Annotated in this window: 21 protein-coding genes; 13 read left to right on the top strand and 8 right to left on the bottom strand. The window is 36.8% G+C overall.

Annotated elements, in window-relative coordinates:
- Window positions 1–20: 20 nt before the first annotated feature.
- A complete protein-coding gene (locus AC3RVG_RS11765) occupies window positions 21–416 on the bottom strand; it encodes a PUR family DNA/RNA-binding protein (protein WP_489691661.1) in 396 nt (131 codons plus the stop codon).
- A 65-nt stretch (window positions 417–481) separates the two neighbouring features.
- Window positions 482–2,236, bottom strand: coding sequence for an ABC transporter ATP-binding protein (locus tag AC3RVG_RS11760; RefSeq protein ID WP_489691660.1), 1,755 nt, complete (start codon window positions 2,234–2,236; stop codon window positions 482–484).
- Window positions 2,237–2,428: 192 nt separating this feature from the next.
- Here AC3RVG_RS11760 and AC3RVG_RS11755 point away from each other — a divergent pair, with 192 nt between their 5' ends.
- From AC3RVG_RS11755 to yajC, 4 genes are all read left to right on the top strand, one after another.
- On the top strand, window positions 2,429–3,526 hold the full coding sequence (locus tag AC3RVG_RS11755) for a Leu/Phe/Val dehydrogenase (protein WP_489691659.1): 1,098 nt from the start codon (window positions 2,429–2,431) through the stop codon (window positions 3,524–3,526).
- Window positions 3,527–3,613: 87 nt separating this feature from the next.
- Complete coding sequence (nusB, locus tag AC3RVG_RS11750; protein ID WP_489691658.1) at window positions 3,614–4,558, top strand: transcription antitermination factor NusB; 945 nt, start codon at window positions 3,614–3,616, stop codon at window positions 4,556–4,558.
- A gap of 54 nt (window positions 4,559–4,612) precedes the next feature.
- Window positions 4,613–5,089 (top strand): DUF1573 domain-containing protein, encoded by a 477-nt coding sequence (locus tag AC3RVG_RS11745; protein ID WP_489691657.1) that lies wholly within the window; start codon window positions 4,613–4,615, stop codon window positions 5,087–5,089.
- Between the two features lie 29 nt (window positions 5,090–5,118).
- A complete protein-coding gene (gene yajC / locus AC3RVG_RS11740; protein ID WP_489691656.1) occupies window positions 5,119–5,418 on the top strand; it encodes a preprotein translocase subunit YajC in 300 nt (99 codons plus the stop codon).
- Window positions 5,419–5,513: 95 nt separating this feature from the next.
- Here yajC and pepT read toward each other — a convergent pair whose 3' ends face one another.
- Window positions 5,514–6,776: a peptidase T gene (pepT, locus tag AC3RVG_RS11735; protein WP_489691655.1), complete on the bottom strand. Its 1,263-nt coding sequence runs from the start codon at window positions 6,774–6,776 to the stop codon at window positions 5,514–5,516.
- An 85-nt stretch (window positions 6,777–6,861) separates the two neighbouring features.
- Here pepT and AC3RVG_RS11730 point away from each other — a divergent pair, with 85 nt between their 5' ends.
- From AC3RVG_RS11730 to guaB, 9 genes are all read left to right on the top strand, one after another.
- Window positions 6,862–7,923, top strand: coding sequence for a quinone-dependent dihydroorotate dehydrogenase (locus AC3RVG_RS11730; RefSeq protein WP_489691654.1), 1,062 nt, complete (start codon window positions 6,862–6,864; stop codon window positions 7,921–7,923).
- A gap of 123 nt (window positions 7,924–8,046) precedes the next feature.
- Window positions 8,047–8,661, top strand: a complete 615-nt coding sequence (locus tag AC3RVG_RS11725; protein ID WP_489691653.1) for a LysE family translocator — start codon at window positions 8,047–8,049, stop codon at window positions 8,659–8,661.
- Window positions 8,662–8,724: 63 nt separating this feature from the next.
- Entirely contained in the window at window positions 8,725–9,588 is an 864-nt protein-coding gene (locus tag AC3RVG_RS11720; RefSeq protein WP_489691652.1) for a hydroxymethylglutaryl-CoA lyase, read from the top strand.
- A 1-nt stretch (window position 9,589) separates the two neighbouring features.
- The gene (locus tag AC3RVG_RS11715) at window positions 9,590–11,137 is read left to right on the top strand and encodes a bifunctional metallophosphatase/5'-nucleotidase (protein ID WP_489691651.1); all 1,548 of its coding nucleotides are present in this window, start codon (window positions 9,590–9,592) and stop codon (window positions 11,135–11,137) included.
- 2 nt (window positions 11,138–11,139) lie between these two features.
- Window positions 11,140–11,619 carry a heme-binding domain-containing protein gene (locus AC3RVG_RS11710; RefSeq protein WP_489691650.1) on the top strand — a complete coding sequence of 160 codons (480 nt, stop codon included), beginning with the start codon at window positions 11,140–11,142 and terminating at the stop codon, window positions 11,617–11,619.
- Between the two features lie 113 nt (window positions 11,620–11,732).
- Complete coding sequence (locus AC3RVG_RS11705) at window positions 11,733–12,911, top strand: hypothetical protein (RefSeq protein ID WP_489691649.1); 1,179 nt, start codon at window positions 11,733–11,735, stop codon at window positions 12,909–12,911.
- Window positions 12,912–12,955: 44 nt separating this feature from the next.
- Complete coding sequence (locus tag AC3RVG_RS11700) at window positions 12,956–13,486, top strand: FMN-binding protein (RefSeq protein ID WP_489691648.1); 531 nt, start codon at window positions 12,956–12,958, stop codon at window positions 13,484–13,486.
- On the top strand, window positions 13,487–13,984 hold the full coding sequence (locus AC3RVG_RS11695; RefSeq protein WP_489691647.1) for a hypothetical protein: 498 nt from the start codon (window positions 13,487–13,489) through the stop codon (window positions 13,982–13,984).
- Between the two features lie 149 nt (window positions 13,985–14,133).
- The gene (gene guaB, locus AC3RVG_RS11690) at window positions 14,134–15,606 is read left to right on the top strand and encodes an IMP dehydrogenase (RefSeq protein WP_489691646.1); all 1,473 of its coding nucleotides are present in this window, start codon (window positions 14,134–14,136) and stop codon (window positions 15,604–15,606) included.
- A gap of 77 nt (window positions 15,607–15,683) precedes the next feature.
- Here guaB and AC3RVG_RS11685 read toward each other — a convergent pair whose 3' ends face one another.
- The 5 genes from AC3RVG_RS11685 to AC3RVG_RS11665 all read right to left on the bottom strand — a co-directional run bounded on the left by AC3RVG_RS11685 (window position 15,684) and on the right by AC3RVG_RS11665 (window position 17,987).
- The gene (locus AC3RVG_RS11685; protein WP_489691645.1) at window positions 15,684–16,097 is read right to left on the bottom strand and encodes a hypothetical protein; all 414 of its coding nucleotides are present in this window, start codon (window positions 16,095–16,097) and stop codon (window positions 15,684–15,686) included.
- Window positions 16,078–16,620: a hypothetical protein gene (locus AC3RVG_RS11680; RefSeq protein ID WP_489691644.1), complete on the bottom strand. Its 543-nt coding sequence runs from the start codon at window positions 16,618–16,620 to the stop codon at window positions 16,078–16,080. Before AC3RVG_RS11680 ends, AC3RVG_RS11685 begins: the two co-directional genes overlap by 20 nt.
- 106 nt (window positions 16,621–16,726) lie before the next feature.
- Entirely contained in the window at window positions 16,727–17,239 is a 513-nt protein-coding gene (locus AC3RVG_RS11675; protein ID WP_489691643.1) for an OmpH/Skp family outer membrane protein, read from the bottom strand.
- Window positions 17,240–17,304: 65 nt separating this feature from the next.
- Window positions 17,305–17,748: a DinB family protein gene (locus AC3RVG_RS11670; RefSeq protein ID WP_489691642.1), complete on the bottom strand. Its 444-nt coding sequence runs from the start codon at window positions 17,746–17,748 to the stop codon at window positions 17,305–17,307.
- A complete protein-coding gene (locus tag AC3RVG_RS11665; protein ID WP_489691641.1) occupies window positions 17,748–17,987 on the bottom strand; it encodes a hypothetical protein in 240 nt (79 codons plus the stop codon). Before AC3RVG_RS11665 ends, AC3RVG_RS11670 begins: the two co-directional genes overlap by 1 nt.
- Window positions 17,988–18,167: the final 180 nt, after the last annotated feature.

Below are 18,167 nucleotides of genomic sequence, written 5' to 3'. Positions count from 1 at the left end.
ACTTTTAAGATTGCTACGATTTATATATCGTCAAATTCAATATCGGTGAAACTACTCGTGTCTGTTGGTACACTTTCTGAAGCTATTTCAGAAGTCTCAGACACTTCATCGGTTTCTTTTTTGTAATCTTTTTGGTGGCGTTCGCTAATAACTTCTTCACCTTTTTCGTCGATTACGTAGTTTATCATTTCTTCCAAAGTATCCTTAAACTCGCTGAAATCTTCTTTGTAAAGGTAGATTTTGTGCTTCTTATAATGGTATGAACCATCATCGTTAGTGAACTTTTTGCTTTCGGTAATGGTAAGGTAAAAATCCCCTGCCTTTGTAGACCTTACATCAAAAAAGTAGGTGCGTCTTCCGGCGCGCATCACTTTTGAAAAAATTTCTTCTTGCTCCATCGTATAATGCTCACTCATAATTTCTGTTTTTTGATTACGTTGTGCCAAAAATCCAAAAAAAAACCAAATCAGCCAAAGTAAATTTACATTTCTTTTTCTAACAGCTGCTTTGCGTAAAGTTCTTTGTAATAGCCTTCAGAATTAACTAGTTCATTATGCGATCCATTCTGAATGATTTTACCATCTTCTAGTACAATTATTTTATTTGCATTTTTAGCCGAAGAGATTCTGTGGCTCACAATAATAGTGGTTTTATCTTTCGAAATTTTATGCAGGTTTTGAAGAATTTCTTCCTCAGTTTCTGTGTCTACGGCTGAAAGGCAATCGTCGAAAAGTAAAATCTTTGGGTCTTTAATTATTGCTCGCGCTATTGAAACTCGCTGTTTCTGCCCACCGCTTAATGTGATACCGCGTTCGCCTAGAATGGTATCGTATCCTTTTGTGAAACCAATAATGTTTTGATGTACAGCAGCATTTTTTGCGGCTTCAATTACTTCTTCTTCAGAAGCATTTTCTTTCCCAAAACGGATGTTGTTCCGAAGCGTATCGCTAAATAGAAAAGCGTCTTGTGGTACATAACCTATACTATCTCGTAAGTCTATTAGGTTTAGATCTCGAATGGACGTGGAGCTAATCTTCAGCATATTTTCATCTACATCGTAAAGTCTCCCAATCAATTCAAGAATTGTAGATTTTCCGGATCCGGTGTTTCCAACAATTGCAAGTGTTTCGCCTGGCTTAACAGTAAAAGAAACGTCTTTAAGAGCCGTAATTCCGGTATCGGGATATGTAAACGTTAAGTTTTTAAATTCAATATTTCCGTCAACAGGCGTATGTTCAGAAACTAAATTTTGGATGGAAGGTATTGTTTTTAGAAATTCATTAATTCGCTTTTGCGAAGCTTCAGCTTGCTGTATCATTGAAGTTACCCAACCAACAACCGCAACAGGCCAGGTGAGCATATTTACATATATAAGGAATTCTACAATGGTTCCAAATTCAATCTGCCCATTGATGTATTGGTTTCCACCAATATAAATAACCAAAATGTTACTTACGCCAATAAGCAGCATCATCAACGGAAAAAATAGGGCTTGCACCTTAGCTAAATCTATGTTTTTTACTTTGCTGCCTTCTGCTAATTCTTCAAAATTGGTATTGGTGCGAGGCTCTATTCCGTAGGCTTTAATAACCGCAATTCCGCTAAAACTTTCCTGCGTAAAAGTGGTAAGTTTTGAAAGATATTGTTGCACAATAGTAGTGCGCTGGTTTATTAATACACTAAGTCTATAAATGGCAATGGAAAGAATAGGTAATGGGGCAATGGCGTAAAAGGTTAAAGTGGGTGCTTGGTAAAACATATAGCTAATAACCACGACAAATAAAGTAATCGTAGTTATGCTGTACATAAGCGCTGGCCCAACATACATGCGTACTTTAGAAACGTCTTCGCTTATACGGTTCATTAAATCGCCCGTGCGGTTTTGTTTGTAGAAACCGAGAGACAATTTTTCGTAGTGTTGAAAAATTTCGTTCTTAAGATCGTATTCCACATATCTTGAAACTACTATAAACGTCTGCCGCATCATAAAAGTGAATAATGCAGAAAGTAATGCCGCGCCTAAAAGCAATAAAATATTTATAAGAAGTTCGTGCTGAACGATGCTAACATCGGTTATTTCGCCATTCAAATACTGTTTTACAGCGGTTACAGAATCGCCAACTTTCATTGGTACTACCAGCTTAAATACGGTAGCAATAATTGTAATAAAAACTCCCAGAAGTAGGCGCCCTTTATATTTTAGGAAATATTTATTGAGATACTTTAATTCTTTCATTTACTCTTTTTGGGTTATTGAGTTAGTTATTTATCCAATTGTAATAAGCAATTGCCTAATTAATGAATAAGTTGGTAGCTAAATAACATTTTTAAAATTCTTAAATTAACAACTGATATTTTGCGGAATTGACAACAAAGAGCTACTTTTGCACCGCCTTTTTAAAGGATGAATAAAAAAATTAAAAAAGCTATGATAACCGAAGTAATTAACACAAACGAACTTCACAAAATAGACCCGGTTTTCGGGCAAATGTCCTTTGACAATCACGAGCAAATCGTTTTTTGCAACGACAAAGATACTGGTTTAAAAGCAATAATTGGTATTCACAATACCGTTTTAGGACCTGCTCTTGGCGGTACTAGAATGTGGAATTATGCTAGCGAGTGGGAAGCTTTAAACGATGTACTTCGTCTTTCACGCGGTATGACGTATAAAAGCGCAATTACTGGTTTGAACCTTGGCGGTGGAAAAGCTGTTTTAATTGGTGACGCAAAAACGCAAAAAACTCCTGAATTAATGCTGAAGTTTGGCGAGTTTGTACACTCTTTGGGTGGAAAATATATTACTGCCGAAGATGTAGGAATGGCTACTTCAGATATGGATCTTGTGCGTACAGTTACGCCTTACGTTACTGGAATTTCAGAATCTAAAGGTGGCGCAGGAAATCCTTCTCCAATTACCGCTTATGGGGTTTTTATGGGAATGAAAGCTGCAGCAAAATATAAATTTGGAAGTGATGTACTTGAAGATAAAGTAATTTATGTTCAAGGAATCGGAAACGTTGGTGAAGCTTTAGTTGAAAACTTAAGCAATGAAGGCGCTAAAGTTTATATTTCAGATATAAATCAAGAGCGTTTGGAAGAGGTTCGCGATAAGTATAGTGTTGAAATATACGGCGGAAACAATATTTATGCAGAAAAAATGGATATTTATGCACCCTGTGCTTTGGGAGCAACCGTGAATGATATTACTATAAATCAGTTAAATGCTTCAATTATTGCCGGAGCGGCAAATAACCAATTGGCAGATGAGCAGAAACACGGAAAAATGCTTCGTGAAAGAGGCATCGTTTACGCTCCAGATTTCCTTATAAATGCAGGTGGAATTATTAATGTTTATGCGGAATTAGAGAATTATGACCGAAAGGAAATAATCCGTAAAACCGAAAACATTTACAATACTACTTTAGAAATTTTAAAGAAAGCTGATACAGAAAGCATTACTACCTATCAAGCTGCGTTTAACGTGGCTCAAGCTAGAATTGATGCAAGAAAAAACGAAAAGTAGGTTTCTTTTTTCTTAAAACACTATCTTTGCAACGCACAAGAAATATCTTGTGCGTTGTTTCTTTTAAACCGTTCTTTCAAAAAATATATGCTTACAAGAAGACATATCCGAGTAAAAGTTTTGCAGTCCGTTTACGCTTTTAACCAACGGCCAGATCCAAATATAGATATACAGGAAAAGTTTTTGCTACACAGTATAGACCAAATGCAGGATCTTTATTTACTGATGCTGCAATTGCTTTTGTCGCTACAACAACAGGCCGAGAGTATTCTTAGCCGTTCACAAAAAAAACACCTTGCCACGGCTTTAGAGAAAAATCCAAGTCGCATTTTTGTTGAGAATAAATTGCTTAAAATAATTGACGAAAATGTTACATTTTCAGACATAATGGAAAAGCGAGGTCTCAATTACTGGTTAATGGACAGCGAGTATGTAACCATTCTTTTTAATGAATTGCGCCAATTGGAATGGTACGAGACCCATCTTTCTAAAAAGGAAACCACCTTCAAAGAAGACCAAGAATTTATCAGTAAGATTTACAAAGAAGTTATTGCGCCGAATGATAAGATATATGAATATCTTGAAGACAAGCGCCTAACTTGGGTAGACGATTTTCCTATTGTGAATACAGCAATTGTAAAAATGCTTAGTAAGCTTTCAGAAAAAAACGCTTCTTCACTTTTAGTTCCAAATCTTTATAAAAATGATGAGGATCGTGAATATGCTCTGCAACTTTTCCGAAAGGTAATTTTAAATGAAGACAAGCTAAACGCCCAAATAGAAGGCAAGACTCCAAACTGGGATCAAGAACGAATTGCAGATGTGGATCTTATTATTTTAAAGATGGGTATTGCAGAATTTTTATATTTTCCTTCCATTCCTGTTAGGGCTACAATTAACGAATACTTAGAGGTTTCCAAAGAATATTCCACTCCAAAAAGCAGCATATTCGTCAATGGTATTCTAGACAAAATTGTTAAAGAATTTACAGAGGATGGTAAGTTGAATAAAATTGGGCGAGGGCTTCAATAGAAGTAAAAAATTACCTATTTTTGGCGTGCTAAAAACATAAAATACATATTTATCATGAAAAAATCAATTTTTATTGTAGCTGTACTATCTGTATTTGCTTTTTCTTCTTGTAAGGATAACGCCGCAGATAAAGTTAACGAAGAGAATGTTGCTGTTGCTGCTGATCGCGATGCTGAATCAGGCAAATTTCCAGTAATAGCTTTTGAAGAAAGTCAATTCGACTTTGGAACTATCGATCAAGGAACAAATGTGGAACACGTTTTTAAATTTAAAAACACAGGTGAAGCACCTTTAATGATCGTGAATGCTAAAAGTAGCTGTGGTTGTACTGTACCAGAATATACTAAAGAACCAGTTGCTCCAGGTGCAACAGGCGAAATGTTGGTAAAATTCAACGGTAGTGGTCAAAACCAAGTTAGCAAAACTGTTACTATTACTACTAACACGAAAGCTGGAACAGAAACTTTAACTATTAAAGCTTTTGTAAATCCTAAAGCAGGTGCTGTTAAAACAACCAACCCAACATCCTAAATTTTAAAACTTAGGACTAAATAATTGCTATGGAACAAATACAAAGTTTTTTACCTATTATCTTATTATTTTTGGTAATGTATCTTTTTTTGATACGTCCACAAATGAAAAAGGCCAAACAAGAAAAGCAGTTTGCTGCCCAACTTAAAAAGGGTGACAAAGTGATAACAAGTGGAGGTTTACACGGTAAAATACTTGAACTTAATGACGACGGTACCTGCATTATTGAAAGTGGAGCCGGAAAAATGAAGTTTGAAAGAGCTGCAATTTCTATGGAGAAAACAGCAAAATTAAATGCACCAGAAAAACCAGTTAAGGAAAAGAAATAATATTTCAATCCTTTTCTAAATAAAAACTCCCTCACTATTTTTAAAATAGTAGAGGGAGTTTCTTTTTTTGGTCCCGATAGTTTTCGGAATTTGAATTACTCTTCTTGCTTTTTAAATTTTGAAAGATCCTGCGCAGTAATTTGTGCAATGTTTACTATTACTTCTACTGCCTTTTGCATACTCTCAACCGGCACATATTCATACCTTCCGTGAAAGTTGTGGCCTCCAGCAAAAATATTCGGACATGGTAACCCCATAAAACTTAACTGCGATCCATCTGTTCCGCCACGTATTGGCTTTATTAATGGTTCTAGCCCTGATTGCTCCATGGCTTGCTTTGCAATTTTTACAATGTGCATTACTGGCTCAATCATTTCACGCATATTAAAATATTGATCCTTTATTTCAACAGTAACAATTTCCATTTCAAATTGTTCGTTTAAATCGTCCGCAAGTCTTTGAACCATCTCTTTTCGAGCTTCAAAATGCTTTTTATCGTGATCGCGAATAATGTATTGTATTTTAGTTTCATCCACACTTCCGTTTATATTGTGAAGATGAAAAAAGCCTTCGCGACCTTCAGTATGTTCAGGAGTTTCAAGCCTTGGTAGCGAGTTAATGTAGTCTGTAGCGATATACATACTGTTTACCATTTTTCCTTTGGCATACCCGGGATGTACAATCTTTCCTTTTACAGTAACCACAGCACCAGCAGCGTTGAAGTTTTCGTATTCAAGTTCGCCCACCTGGCTGCCGTCCATAGTGTAAGCCCACTCTGCACCAAATTTTTCCACATCAAATTTATGTGCTCCTCGTCCTATTTCTTCATCTGGAGTAAAACCTACGCGAATTTTTCCGTGCTTTAATTCTGGATGCTTTATTAGGTATTCCATAGCCGAAATTATTTCGGTAATTCCCGCTTTATCATCTGCACCCAAAAGTGTTGTACCATCAGTAGTGATTAGGGTTTGGCCTTTGTAAAGTAATAAATCTTCAAAATAATCTGGGGAAAGAATGATATCCATTTCTTTGTTGAGAACGATATCTTTTCCGTTGTATTCCTCAATAATCTGAGGTTTTACATTTGCTCCAGTAAAATCTGGCGAAGTATCAAAATGCGAAACAAAACCAATTACCGGAACGGCATGCGAAACATTGGAAGGCAAGGTGGCCATTATATAGGCGTTCTCGTCAATTGTAACGTCTTCCATTCCAATTTCTTTTAACTCTTCAACCAATTTATTGGCGAGGTCCCATTGTTTTTTAGTGCTAGGGGTAGTGTCACTGTTTGGATCGCTTTCGGTGTCTACAGTTACGTAGCTAATAAAGCGATCAATAATATGTTGTTTTTCAATCATAACTTTTCTTTTACGCTACAAAATAAAGCATATTCAAAATAACAAATACATAGTTTAGTGTATTTTTGCAATACATTTCTCAACTATGTACAAAACCATTATCCGCCCACTGTTTTTTAGCTTCGATCCTGAAAAAATTCATCATTTTACATTTTCATTAGTTCAATTTTTCCATAAAATTGGCTTTGGAGGGATTTTCCGAAGTATTTATAAAGTGGAAAACCCAAAGTTGGAACGAGAACTTTTCGGATTAAAATTCCCCAATCCCGTCGGACTCGCAGCAGGATTTGATAAAGATGCAAAGCTGTATAAAGAACTTTCAAACTTCGGGTTTGGATTTATTGAAATAGGAACGGTAACTCCAAAACCGCAGCCCGGAAATGATAAACCGCGTTTGTTTCGTTTAAAGGAAGATTCCGCTATTATAAACCGAATGGGTTTTAATAATGGCGGGGTAGAAGAAGCTGTTGAAAGGCTGAAAGCGAATGGAAAGGCCGTTTCGGCTCCGCTCAACGACCGAGTTTTAATCGGCGGAAACATTGGCAAAAACAAAGTCACTCCAAACGAAGATGCGGCTAACGATTATCTAATCTGCTTTGAAGCACTTTTTGATTATGTAGATTATTTTGTGGTGAATGTAAGTTCTCCCAATACTCCAAATCTTCGCGCATTGCAGGAAAAGAAGCCACTGACAGATTTGTTGCAAACACTTCAAGACAGGAATAGGGCTATGTCTGGTCGAGCGCAGTCGAGACCTCTAAAACCAATTCTGCTAAAAATCGCCCCAGACTTAACAAACGAGCAGCTATTAGATATAATTGAAATTGTTGCCGTAACCAAAATTGATGGAGTTATAGCAACCAACACAACTATTTCCCGCGACGGACTTTCTTCGGAAAACAAAAAGGAAATGGGCGGTTTAAGTGGAAAACCGTTAAATAAAAGAGCAACAGAAGTAATCCGTTTTCTTTCAGAAAAGAGTAATAAAGCGTTTCCTATTATTGGTGTTGGCGGAATTCATTCCGCCGAAGACGCATTAGAAAAACTGAATGCCGGAGCAAGCTTGGTGCAACTTTATACAGGCTTTATTTACGAAGGTCCAGGGTTGATAACAGCTATTAATAAGGCAATATTAAAGTTGTCTTAGGACGGAAGGACCTAAGACAACTTTTTATAATTATAAAATGGTAATAACTTTACATCTCAATTTTGAAAAATCGCAAGTCTTAAATCTTACGTCTTATAGCGCAGCGGTCTTACGTCTAATTTTATGATTGAAACCCTAATTTCCTTTTCTATCGCAACCCTCGCGCTCGCACTTTCTCCAGGGCCAGACAATATTTATGTGCTTACACAATCTTTGGCCAACGGAGCTAAAAGCGGCATTGCTACAACGGCTGGTTTAATTAGTGGTTGCATTGTTCACACAACTCTTTTGGCTTTCGGAGTATCTGCAATAATAACGGCTTCAGATGAAATTTTTTACGCTATAAAAGTAATGGGTGCGTGCTATCTGCTGTATTTGGCATACATAATTTATAAAAGTGATGAGCATATTGCACTTGCGGAAAATGCTCCCAAAAAATCATACTCCCAACTATTTAAAACGGGTGTGATTATGAATTTGTTAAACCCAAAAGTGATGATATTCTTTTTGGCGTTTTTCCCTGGCTTTCTTTGGGATAAAGAAGGAAATACGGTATTTCAATTTTACACTTTGGGAATCACTTTTATGATAGTTTCCTTCATCACTTTTAGTGTAATTGCTATCGGTGCAGGCAAAATTTCAGGCTTACTTTTAGAATGGAAGCAAATGGGGGCAGTTCTTAAATGGTTGCAAATACTCGTTTTTATAGGAATAGCTATTTTTATATTGATACCCTAAATCCACTATTTTTTTTGAAATTGAAAGATTCCTGCCTGCGCAGGAATTGCTATCTTTGAACCAATGCAGCAAGTAAAAATTATAGAATGTCCCCGAGATGCCATGCAAGGCATTAAAGATTGGATTCCCACCGATCAAAAAGTAAAATATATCCAGTCGCTTCTGCGATGTGGTTTTGATACTATTGATTTTGGAAGTTTTGTTTCGCCTAAAGCAATTCCTCAAATGCAGGATACTGCCGAAGTGCTTTCAAAGCTAGATCTTTCAGCTTCAAAAAGTAAATTGTTGGCCATTATTGCGAACCTTCGCGGAGCCGAAGACGCCGTAAAGCATCCCGAAATTGATTATTTAGGTTATCCATTTTCTATTTCTGAAAACTTTCAGATGCGCAATACGCATAAGACTATTTCAGAATCTTTGGTATTACTTCAAGATATATTAAACCTTGCTCATAAAAATGATAAAGAAGTTGTAGCCTATCTATCAATGGGCTTCGGAAATCCATATGGCGACCCGTGGAATGTTGAAATAGTGGGGGAGTGGACAGAAAAACTTTCAGGAATGGGCGTTAAAATATTGTCGCTTAGTGATACGGTAGGGACTTCGACACCAGAGATTATATCCTATTTATTTGCTAACTTAATACCTAAATATCCTAATATAGAATTTGGAGCGCATCTACATACCACTCCAACCGCTTGGCACGAAAAAGTTGATGCGGCTTATAAAGCTGGTTGCCGAAGATTTGATGGCGCTATTCAAGGTTTTGGTGGTTGCCCAATGGCGAAAGATGAATTAACGGGAAATATGCCCACTGAAAAGATGCTCAGTTATTTTACAGCTTCAAAAGTTACGAGTAATATAAACCCGATGTCGTTTGAAAGTGCGCACAATGAAGCCACAAAAATTTTCACTAAATATCATTGATATGAAAAGCAAATTACTTTTAGCCATTCTTTTTGGCTATTTTGCAGTAGGTTGTTCATCAATTCAACCAACTGTTAAGAATCAAAAAAAAGATGCGGCGGTCATTACTGTTAAGTTTGTTCAGATTAATGATGTATACGAAATTGCTCCCTTAAGTGGTGGCGAATACGGTGGATTAGCTCGTGTAGCACATATTCGCGATTCAATTAAACAGAAATTTCCAAATACATATTTGTTTTTAGCTGGCGATTTTTTAAATCCTTCATTAATTGGGACTTTAAAAATAGACGGAGAGCGCTTAAATGGAAAACAGATGGTAGATGTGCTAAATGCCATGGAAATTGATTTGGTTACATTCGGAAACCACGAATTCGATTTAAGTGAAAGTGATTTACAAAAGAGATTAAACGAGTCTAATTTCGAGTGGACTACCGCCAATGCGCGTAAAGTTACCGAAAACGGACTTGTGCCTTTTACAGCCAATAGAAATAATAGTGCCATTCCAGCCACAGATTATTCCACATTTGAAGCAATAGGAACGGATGGGAATAAAATAAAATTTGGCGTATTTGGTGTGACACTGCCGTCAAATCCAAAAGATTATGTTTCGTACGGCGATATTTATGAAAATGCAGAAAGAGCTTATAAAATGGCGCTTCAAAATTCAGATTTTGTAGTTGGCCTTACTCATGTGGCAGTAGATGAAGATATAGAAATAGCTCGCCGTTTGGGGTCTATTCCTCTAATTATGGGTGGTCACGAGCATTTCAATATGCTAGAAAAAGAAGGCACAACTATTATTGCCAAAGCAGATGCTAATGCAAAAAGTGTTTATATACACACTATTACATATAACCCGAACACTAAAAATCTTCAAGTCAATTCAGAGCTGGTGATGGTAACTGATAAAATAACGTCTTCAGCAAAAATTGAACCTGTTGTGCGCAAATGGACCGAACTTGTAGACGAAAAACTCAAGGAAGTTGTGGACAATCCTGGAGATGTAATTTATAATGCTGTAGTTCCATTAGATGGCACCGATACCGCTAATAGAAGCAAACAAACCAACATGGGCGAATTAATTACGCGCTCGATGGCTTATGCATATAATGATAAAGTTGCCGGCGCTCTTGTAAACGGTGGCTCTATTCGTATTGACGATAAACTAGAAGGCGACATAACCAGTATCGATATTTTTAGAGTGCTTCCCTTTGGAGGAAGTGTGCTGAAAGTAGATTTGAAAGGAAGCCTTTTAAAACAAGTTTTAGATTACGGTGAATTACAAAGTGGAGAAGGGGCCTATCTGCAGCGATATAATTTTTCAAGAAATAATAAAGGAGCGTGGCAAATAGGCGATGGTATTGAAACTATAATCGATTCAAAAACATATACAGTTGCTTTCAGCGACTTTTTACTAAAAGGATTAGACATTCCGTTTTTAACTTCAGATAATGAAGGGATTATAAAAATTCACACCCCAAAGGAAAACGAAACTGCTGCCGACATACGGAAAGCGATTATTTTCTATTTAAAATCTCAACAAAAATAAAGATGAAAAGAATTATTAAAATAGTTTTAATAGTAGCACTTCTTGCTTTAATCGCAATTCAATTTATACGCCCTGAAAAAAATAACGGTGGTTACGATAGTGTCGCTTTGTTTGAAGCAGAAACAAAACCTTCAACTAAGGTTGCGGCAATTTTAAAAGAAAGTTGTTATGACTGCCATAGCAATCAAACCGTCTATCCGTGGTATGCAGAAATTGCGCCTGCTTCTTTTTGGCTGGATGACCATATTATAGATGGAAAAAAACATTTAAATTTTTCTGCTTGGGAAGGTTATACCATAAAAAAGAAGGAGCACAAACTAGAAGAACTTGTTGAAATGGTAGAAGATGGCGAAATGCCGTTGCGATCCTACACAATAATCCACGGCGATATTTCCGAAGACGATAGAAAATTATTGTTGCAATGGGCTGGTATGACGCGACTTCAATATAAAAAGCAGTTGGAGGTTTCTGCAACCGAATAAAATTTCTATAATCTATTTAAATTAAGTCTAAATAAACTTGTGAGATTTCATAAACGCTATTATTTTTGCGGCTGAAAAACTAATCTATATTAATTCAGTCTAAATAATATTAAATGAAATCAATCATCACCTTCGCAGTTTTGTTTTTTAGTGCAATAGCCTTTGCGCAAAACGATTCCGACACAATTCCATCAAATTCTCAACAACAACAAAATTCTTCTCAACGTATACTTTCCAATTCATTAGGAAATGCAGTAACGCTTGGAGGTTATGGACAAATAGACTTTAACCAACCAGAAGGCGATAACGGCACCTTGGATGTTCACCGATTGGTACTACTTTTTGGATATAAATTTGATGACAGAACCCAATTTGTTACCGAAATTGAAGTTGAACATGTAGAAGAAATTTATGTAGAGCAGGCATTTGTAAATTATGCAGTAAGCAATAATGTAAGCCTTCGCGGTGGTTTAATGTTAGTACCAATGGGCATAGTAAACGAATACCACGAACCTACTACATTCAATGGTGTGGAACGACCGGCTGTAGACCACGATATAGTACCTACCACTTGGCGCGAATTGGGAGTAGGGGTAACGGGGCGTTTTCCTGCAATATCCTTAGGCTACCAAGCGTATATTTTTAATGGTTTTAAATCTACCGCCCCAAACGATGAGGGAGGAATAAAAGGATTTTTAAAGGGTAAGGATGGTTTGCGTGGCGGACGTCAAAAAGGAATTGAATCTACCGTAGATAGCCCAACTTTTTCCACAAAATTAGATTATTACGGTATTCCGGGCCTTCGTTTTGGATTGTCTGGATATTTTGGAAAGACCCAAGCCGAAGATGAGATAGAAGATATAGATGGCGCCAATATTGGTATTTCTATGGTAGGATTTGATGTGCGCTACGCCTTCCGCAAATTTACTGCTCGAGGTGAATTTATTTATGCTTCCCTTTCAGATACAGATAAATACAACTCCTTAACAGGAATGGACCTAGGTAGTGCTTTGATGGGCTATTATGTTGAAGGAGCGTATAATTTGTTACCACTTACAGCCAAACAAAAACTCTTCGCCTTTGCTAGATATGAACAATATGATACCCACGCTGGCACTGAAGGAAGTTTAATTGGCAACGATGCCTATAACCGTCAAGATATAACCGCGGGCTTATCATACCATATAGCCAATGGGGTTGTAGTAAAAGGCGATTACCAAATTAGGGATAATGCTATGGAAGGTGCCGAAGTTGCTAATCAATTAAACTTTGGAATTGGCGTTTGGTTTTAATAAGCCTTGTTGAATACTAAATTTGAAATCAATACCTTTGCGTTATGAAAATGAAACTGTCCATACTTTTTATTTTAGCACTCGTTTTTGCAGCCTTTTCCGTACCGGATAATGTTGCCAAAGTAGCCCAAAAAGAGATGGTAAAATTTTATGGGACCGAAAAAATTTCGAAAGAAATTATTTCGGTCACCAAAGATTTGAACGCGAAGACCATGACAGAGTTTGGCGATGAAAATTTATTTAAGATTAAGTCTGGCGAGAAGCTGTTGGGCTACGGTTATATAGGAAACGCCCCAAGTAAGACTGCTACTTTTGATTATCTGGTTTTGTTCGACAACAATTTCGTTATAACCACAAGCAAAGTGCTTATTTATCGCGAAGAATACGGCGGGGAAATTAGCAGCAGACGGTGGCTAAAGCAATTTGTGGGTTCTTCACCAACCTCTAAAGAACTTGAATATAACCGCAATATCATGCCTATAAGTGGCGCAACAATTTCAGTGAGATCCTTAACCACCGAAATGAACTCACTATTGAAGAGTATTGCAATTCTTCAGAAAAATAAAGCTCTTTAAATGCAGCTGCACGGCCGTATCCATGACCTCCCTCGCTACGCCAAGCAATTTATTGCGGCATTTATTATTGTGTTGAGTGTAGGTTATTTTATCGGTATAAACTTTGTTCGCGAAACCGACTCGGCCAACCCTAGCGGCCTGGAGGAAAACTATCTTGGCAATGAAGATGCTGAAGATATAGCGGTAATGAAGTTTAAAAAAGGGCAGCGCGAAATGCTAACCATTTTGCACACCCACATTCTTTCCATTTCGTTTATCTTTTTTATGCTTGGTGGTTTGGTGGCTATCACTTCACTGCCTGCCAAGGCAAAAGCTTTTTTAATGGTTGAGCCCTTTGTTTCAATCCTTTTAACTTTTGGCGGCATATATTTTATGTGGAAAGGCGTGCTTTGGATGAAATGGATTGTTATGATTTCTGGTTCCTTGATGACGGTAGTCTACATAATAGCCGCAGGAGCAGTGCTGCTGCAATTGGTTACTTCGAAAAAGAAATATTAATTTTTGATTGACTGCCCCACTCTAATTGCTGCGTTGAAGGTTAAACTATAAAATAATTCAGAATCCATAATTCTTAATTATTTTACTGTACATTTGCACGCAATTAATCCATAACCACTTTCGCTCTTTCGGAAGTTAACTTAATTGCAATGACTGCACACAACAACAAAATTCTTGGAGAAGGCCTTACTTACGACGACGTACTTTTAGTGCCTGCCTATTCTGAAATTTTACCACGCGAAGTTTCTATCGCCACAAAATTTTCTCGAAATATTACACTTAACGTTCCTATTGTTTCCGCAGCGATGGATACAGTTACGGAAAGCGCTATGGCTATTGCCATTGCTCGTGAAGGTGGTATTGGAGTGCTTCATAAAAATATGAGCATTGAAGAGCAAGCAGCCGAAGTGCGCAAAGTAAAACGTGCAGAAAGTGGAATGATTATAGACCCCATTACACTTCAGAAAGAACACACTGTTGGCGATGCCCAGAAAACAATGCGCGAATACAGCATTGGTGGAATCCCCATTACTGATGAAAAGGGAAGTTTGATAGGGATTGTTACAAATCGCGACCTACGTTTTGAAAAGGACGTTAAACGTCCGTTGAGCGAGGTTATGACTACCGAGAATTTAGTTACGGTTGCTCAGGGTACTTCTTTGAAAGAGGCTGAATTAATTCTTCAGAAAAATAAAATTGAAAAACTTCCAGTTGTAAGTGATGATGGAAAGCTTTTAGGGCTTATTACATTTAGAGATATTACAAAACTTACTCAAAAACCAAGTGCAAATAAAGATCAGTACGGAAGGCTTCGTGTTGCTGCCGCTCTTGGCGTAACCGCAGATGCTGTTGAAAGAGCTGAAGCTTTGGTAAATGCACAGATAGATGCAGTAATTATTGATACTGCCCACGGCCATACAAAAGGTGTGGTGGAAGTTTTGAAAAAAGTAAAACAACGATTCCCAGATCTTGATGTCGTAGTAGGAAATATTGCAACTGCCGAAGCTGCATTATATTTAGTTGAAGCTGGCGCTGATGCTGTTAAAGTAGGAATTGGACCTGGTTCTATTTGTACAACTCGTGTAGTTGCCGGAGTAGGTTTCCCACAATTTTCAGCCGTGCTTGAAGTTGCAGCTGCTTTAAAAGGAACGGGTGTTCCCGTTATTGCCGATGGAGGAATTCGTTATACAGGCGATATCCCAAAAGCACTTGCAGCAGGTGCTGATTGCGTAATGTTGGGTTCTCTACTTGCAGGAACAAAAGAGTCTCCAGGAGAAACTATTATTTACGAAGGAAGAAAATACAAGTCGTACCGTGGAATGGGTTCTGTTGAAGCCATGAAACAAGGCTCTAAGGACCGATATTTCCAAGATGTGGAAGACGATATTAAAAAATTGGTCCCTGAAGGAATTGTGGGCCGCGTACCATATAAAGGCGAACTGGTAGAAAGCATGACTCAATTTATTGGTGGCCTAAGAGCGGGAATGGGCTATTGTGGCGCCAAAGATGTAGAAGCATTAAAGGAAAATGGTAGGTTTATAAAAATTACCGCTTCCGGAATCAATGAAAGCCATCCGCACGATGTTACCATTACAAGTGAATCTCCTAATTACAGTAGATAGAGCTTCAAAAAAATATAATTTCTAAAAAGCACTGGATTTTTCTGGTGCTTTTTGCGTTTAAAAGAGTTGCAACTTTTCTAGAGTGTAGTTAATAAAGCTTGAAAGTTTTCAACTATATTCTCTAATTGATCGCTGTTTTTTCTTTTCAATTTAGCGGTGTATGAAATTTGGTTGTTTTGAACGGTAATCTTTGAAACTGGAAAGTAAAGTAGCGCGCGGGTGTATTGATTTGAAACTAATTTTTCTGACAGTTCTGTTCTATCGCCGCTCATACTGTATTGTGGCGATCTTAAAATTGAACTTAAAAATTGTAATTTTTTAATTTCGAAAATAGCAGTATCCGTAATTAGTGACTGCTCGCGACGAATATTAATAGTGATTAGTCTTTTCCATTGATAGCTAATTTGATACTCAAGATCGTCTATAAAAATAGTTTCATCTATATTCCCGAAAGGGTTATTTTTAATTTTTTCAATAGTTGCTAGAGACATCTGCTGTATTAATTTGTTTTTCAATGCATTTTAAGATTTCGATGAAACTTTCAAGCTGTACGTCACTTTCAATTCCGTGTGGTGGTGTTAGTATTATATTTGAAGTGTTTGCCTTCGAGATACGGATATAAACCTTATGTTTCTGCAGCTGTTCTATGAACGATTTTTTCTTCAGCAATTGTTCTACAATTTTTCCATTTCCTTGAAATACATACTTGTATTTCAGCTTTTTATTTTTGGTTTGCAATATCTTTTGAAACATCCTTTCTATAAAAGTAGAAGGATAGATGTCCAAGCTATCTTCACTGTTTTTAGAAAGATGAAGTGTTATTCTGAAAGGCTCTGCCGTGGGAATCGCTCCGCCAACTTCATCAATATTTAGTGAGATTTTTGAACCATCAATTAAGAATTTTGCCTTTTTTGGCTGGTAAATCATTCTGCCAATTTGTGAGTAAACATTTTTAATGTTTACTTCTTCATATTGCCCGTTATGTTTTTCGGCAAAATCTTTAATAATATTCATTGTGAAACGAATTTGGAGTATTTAAAAATATACTTTCCGGATAAATATAGGCAAAAAAAAACGCGAGACTTAGCGCCTCACGTTTGTACTATTAGTAAAGAAAGGACTATTTACCTTCTTCTACTGTAATTGTGATGCCTAATTCAGTAAGAATTGGTACCGTTAAGTCATAACTTGGATCCAAGAAAACCAAGTCTTGAGTGGTTTGCATTACCTGCGTATAATTTTGAGCCATCGCTACTTTTTCCAAAGCTACACCTATTTTAGCATATAGGGGCTTAAGGCCTTCCTGCTGCTTAATTTCCATTAATTTGGCACCGTTTTGCTGAAATTTTTGAATGTCGTCATCAAGTTTTAAAAGCTCGGTTTGTTTTGCCTTTTTTTGCTCTGTAGTAAAGGTGGCTTCTCCAGCTTTATAGGCTTCGGCTAGTTTTTTGTATTCGTCCACCTTTTTGTTTAGGTCGATGTCCAATTGTTGGCCATACGTTTCTACCTGGGTTCTTACGGTTTGTAATTCAGGCATTTTTGAAAGAATGTATTCTACGTCTACTGCTCCAACCTTGCTCTGTGCAAAAGCGGAAATACCAATAAAGAATATGGCGATTTTAAGAAAATTCATTGTAAATGTTTTAAAAATTTAGAGCACAATATTACTATAAATATTGCAATTATTAGTGCTGAATATCAGCGTTTGTAAAAAATATAGTCGGTAACGATTGGTTCTACTCCTTCAGACTTTAAAAGGCTAATTAACTGACCCCGATGATAGGTGCTGTGATTTATAATATGAAAAAAAATATCGCTCACCGTATTTGTGAAATTTTGCCCTTTACTATTGGTGTAATTTATTTTCTCGTCTAATTGTATTGTTTCAATAAGTTCAATGCTGTGTTCAAAGTTTTCGTCGTTTATCTTTTGTAAATAACCAATCTCCAGTTCCTGCCAAACTGAAAGTGCTGGCCTAACTTTAAAAATTCTATGATTCCAAATATGATGTGCGTTAAGCGTATGGCTTGTTAAAGCGCTTATTTTTTTCTGAAAGAGACTGGGGTTTTTTAGCAATACATCAATTAATTGCTGGTTGCAATGGTGGGTGTATTCAAAGGTATTTTTAAAAAAGACTTTCATTACTCATCGTATAATTGCCCACGGGTTGGTTTTAAAGATTCACGTAAAGTGTTCATCAATGATTTCTCAACTACCATAAATGCTATAAAGTGCATAGGCGTTACTTGTTCGTGGCCTGTAAAACTGTCCTTTAAGTTTTCAGATTTAGAAAATTCACTAAGATGTTTTGCGTGGTGCTCGGCTATTTGTTGGGCGTTTGCACCTCTAAAATCCCATATAAGTTTTACTCTTTCAGTCATTTGTAAATAGTTGTGGAGAAATTTTAAAGTATTATTTTTCTCCTTTTTAAAAACTAATGCAAGTTACGGCTTTTCAACATTTTTTTTAAAATTGTAAAACACTATAATTATATTAAATTCGTTTGCTATTCTGATGTGTGTTACCATAGCTTTTTGCTATTTTTGCGATGCTTCAGTAAA

Source organism: Aequorivita sp. IT1282, assembly GCF_058068205.1.
This window is presented reverse-complemented; position numbering and strand designations above follow the sequence as displayed.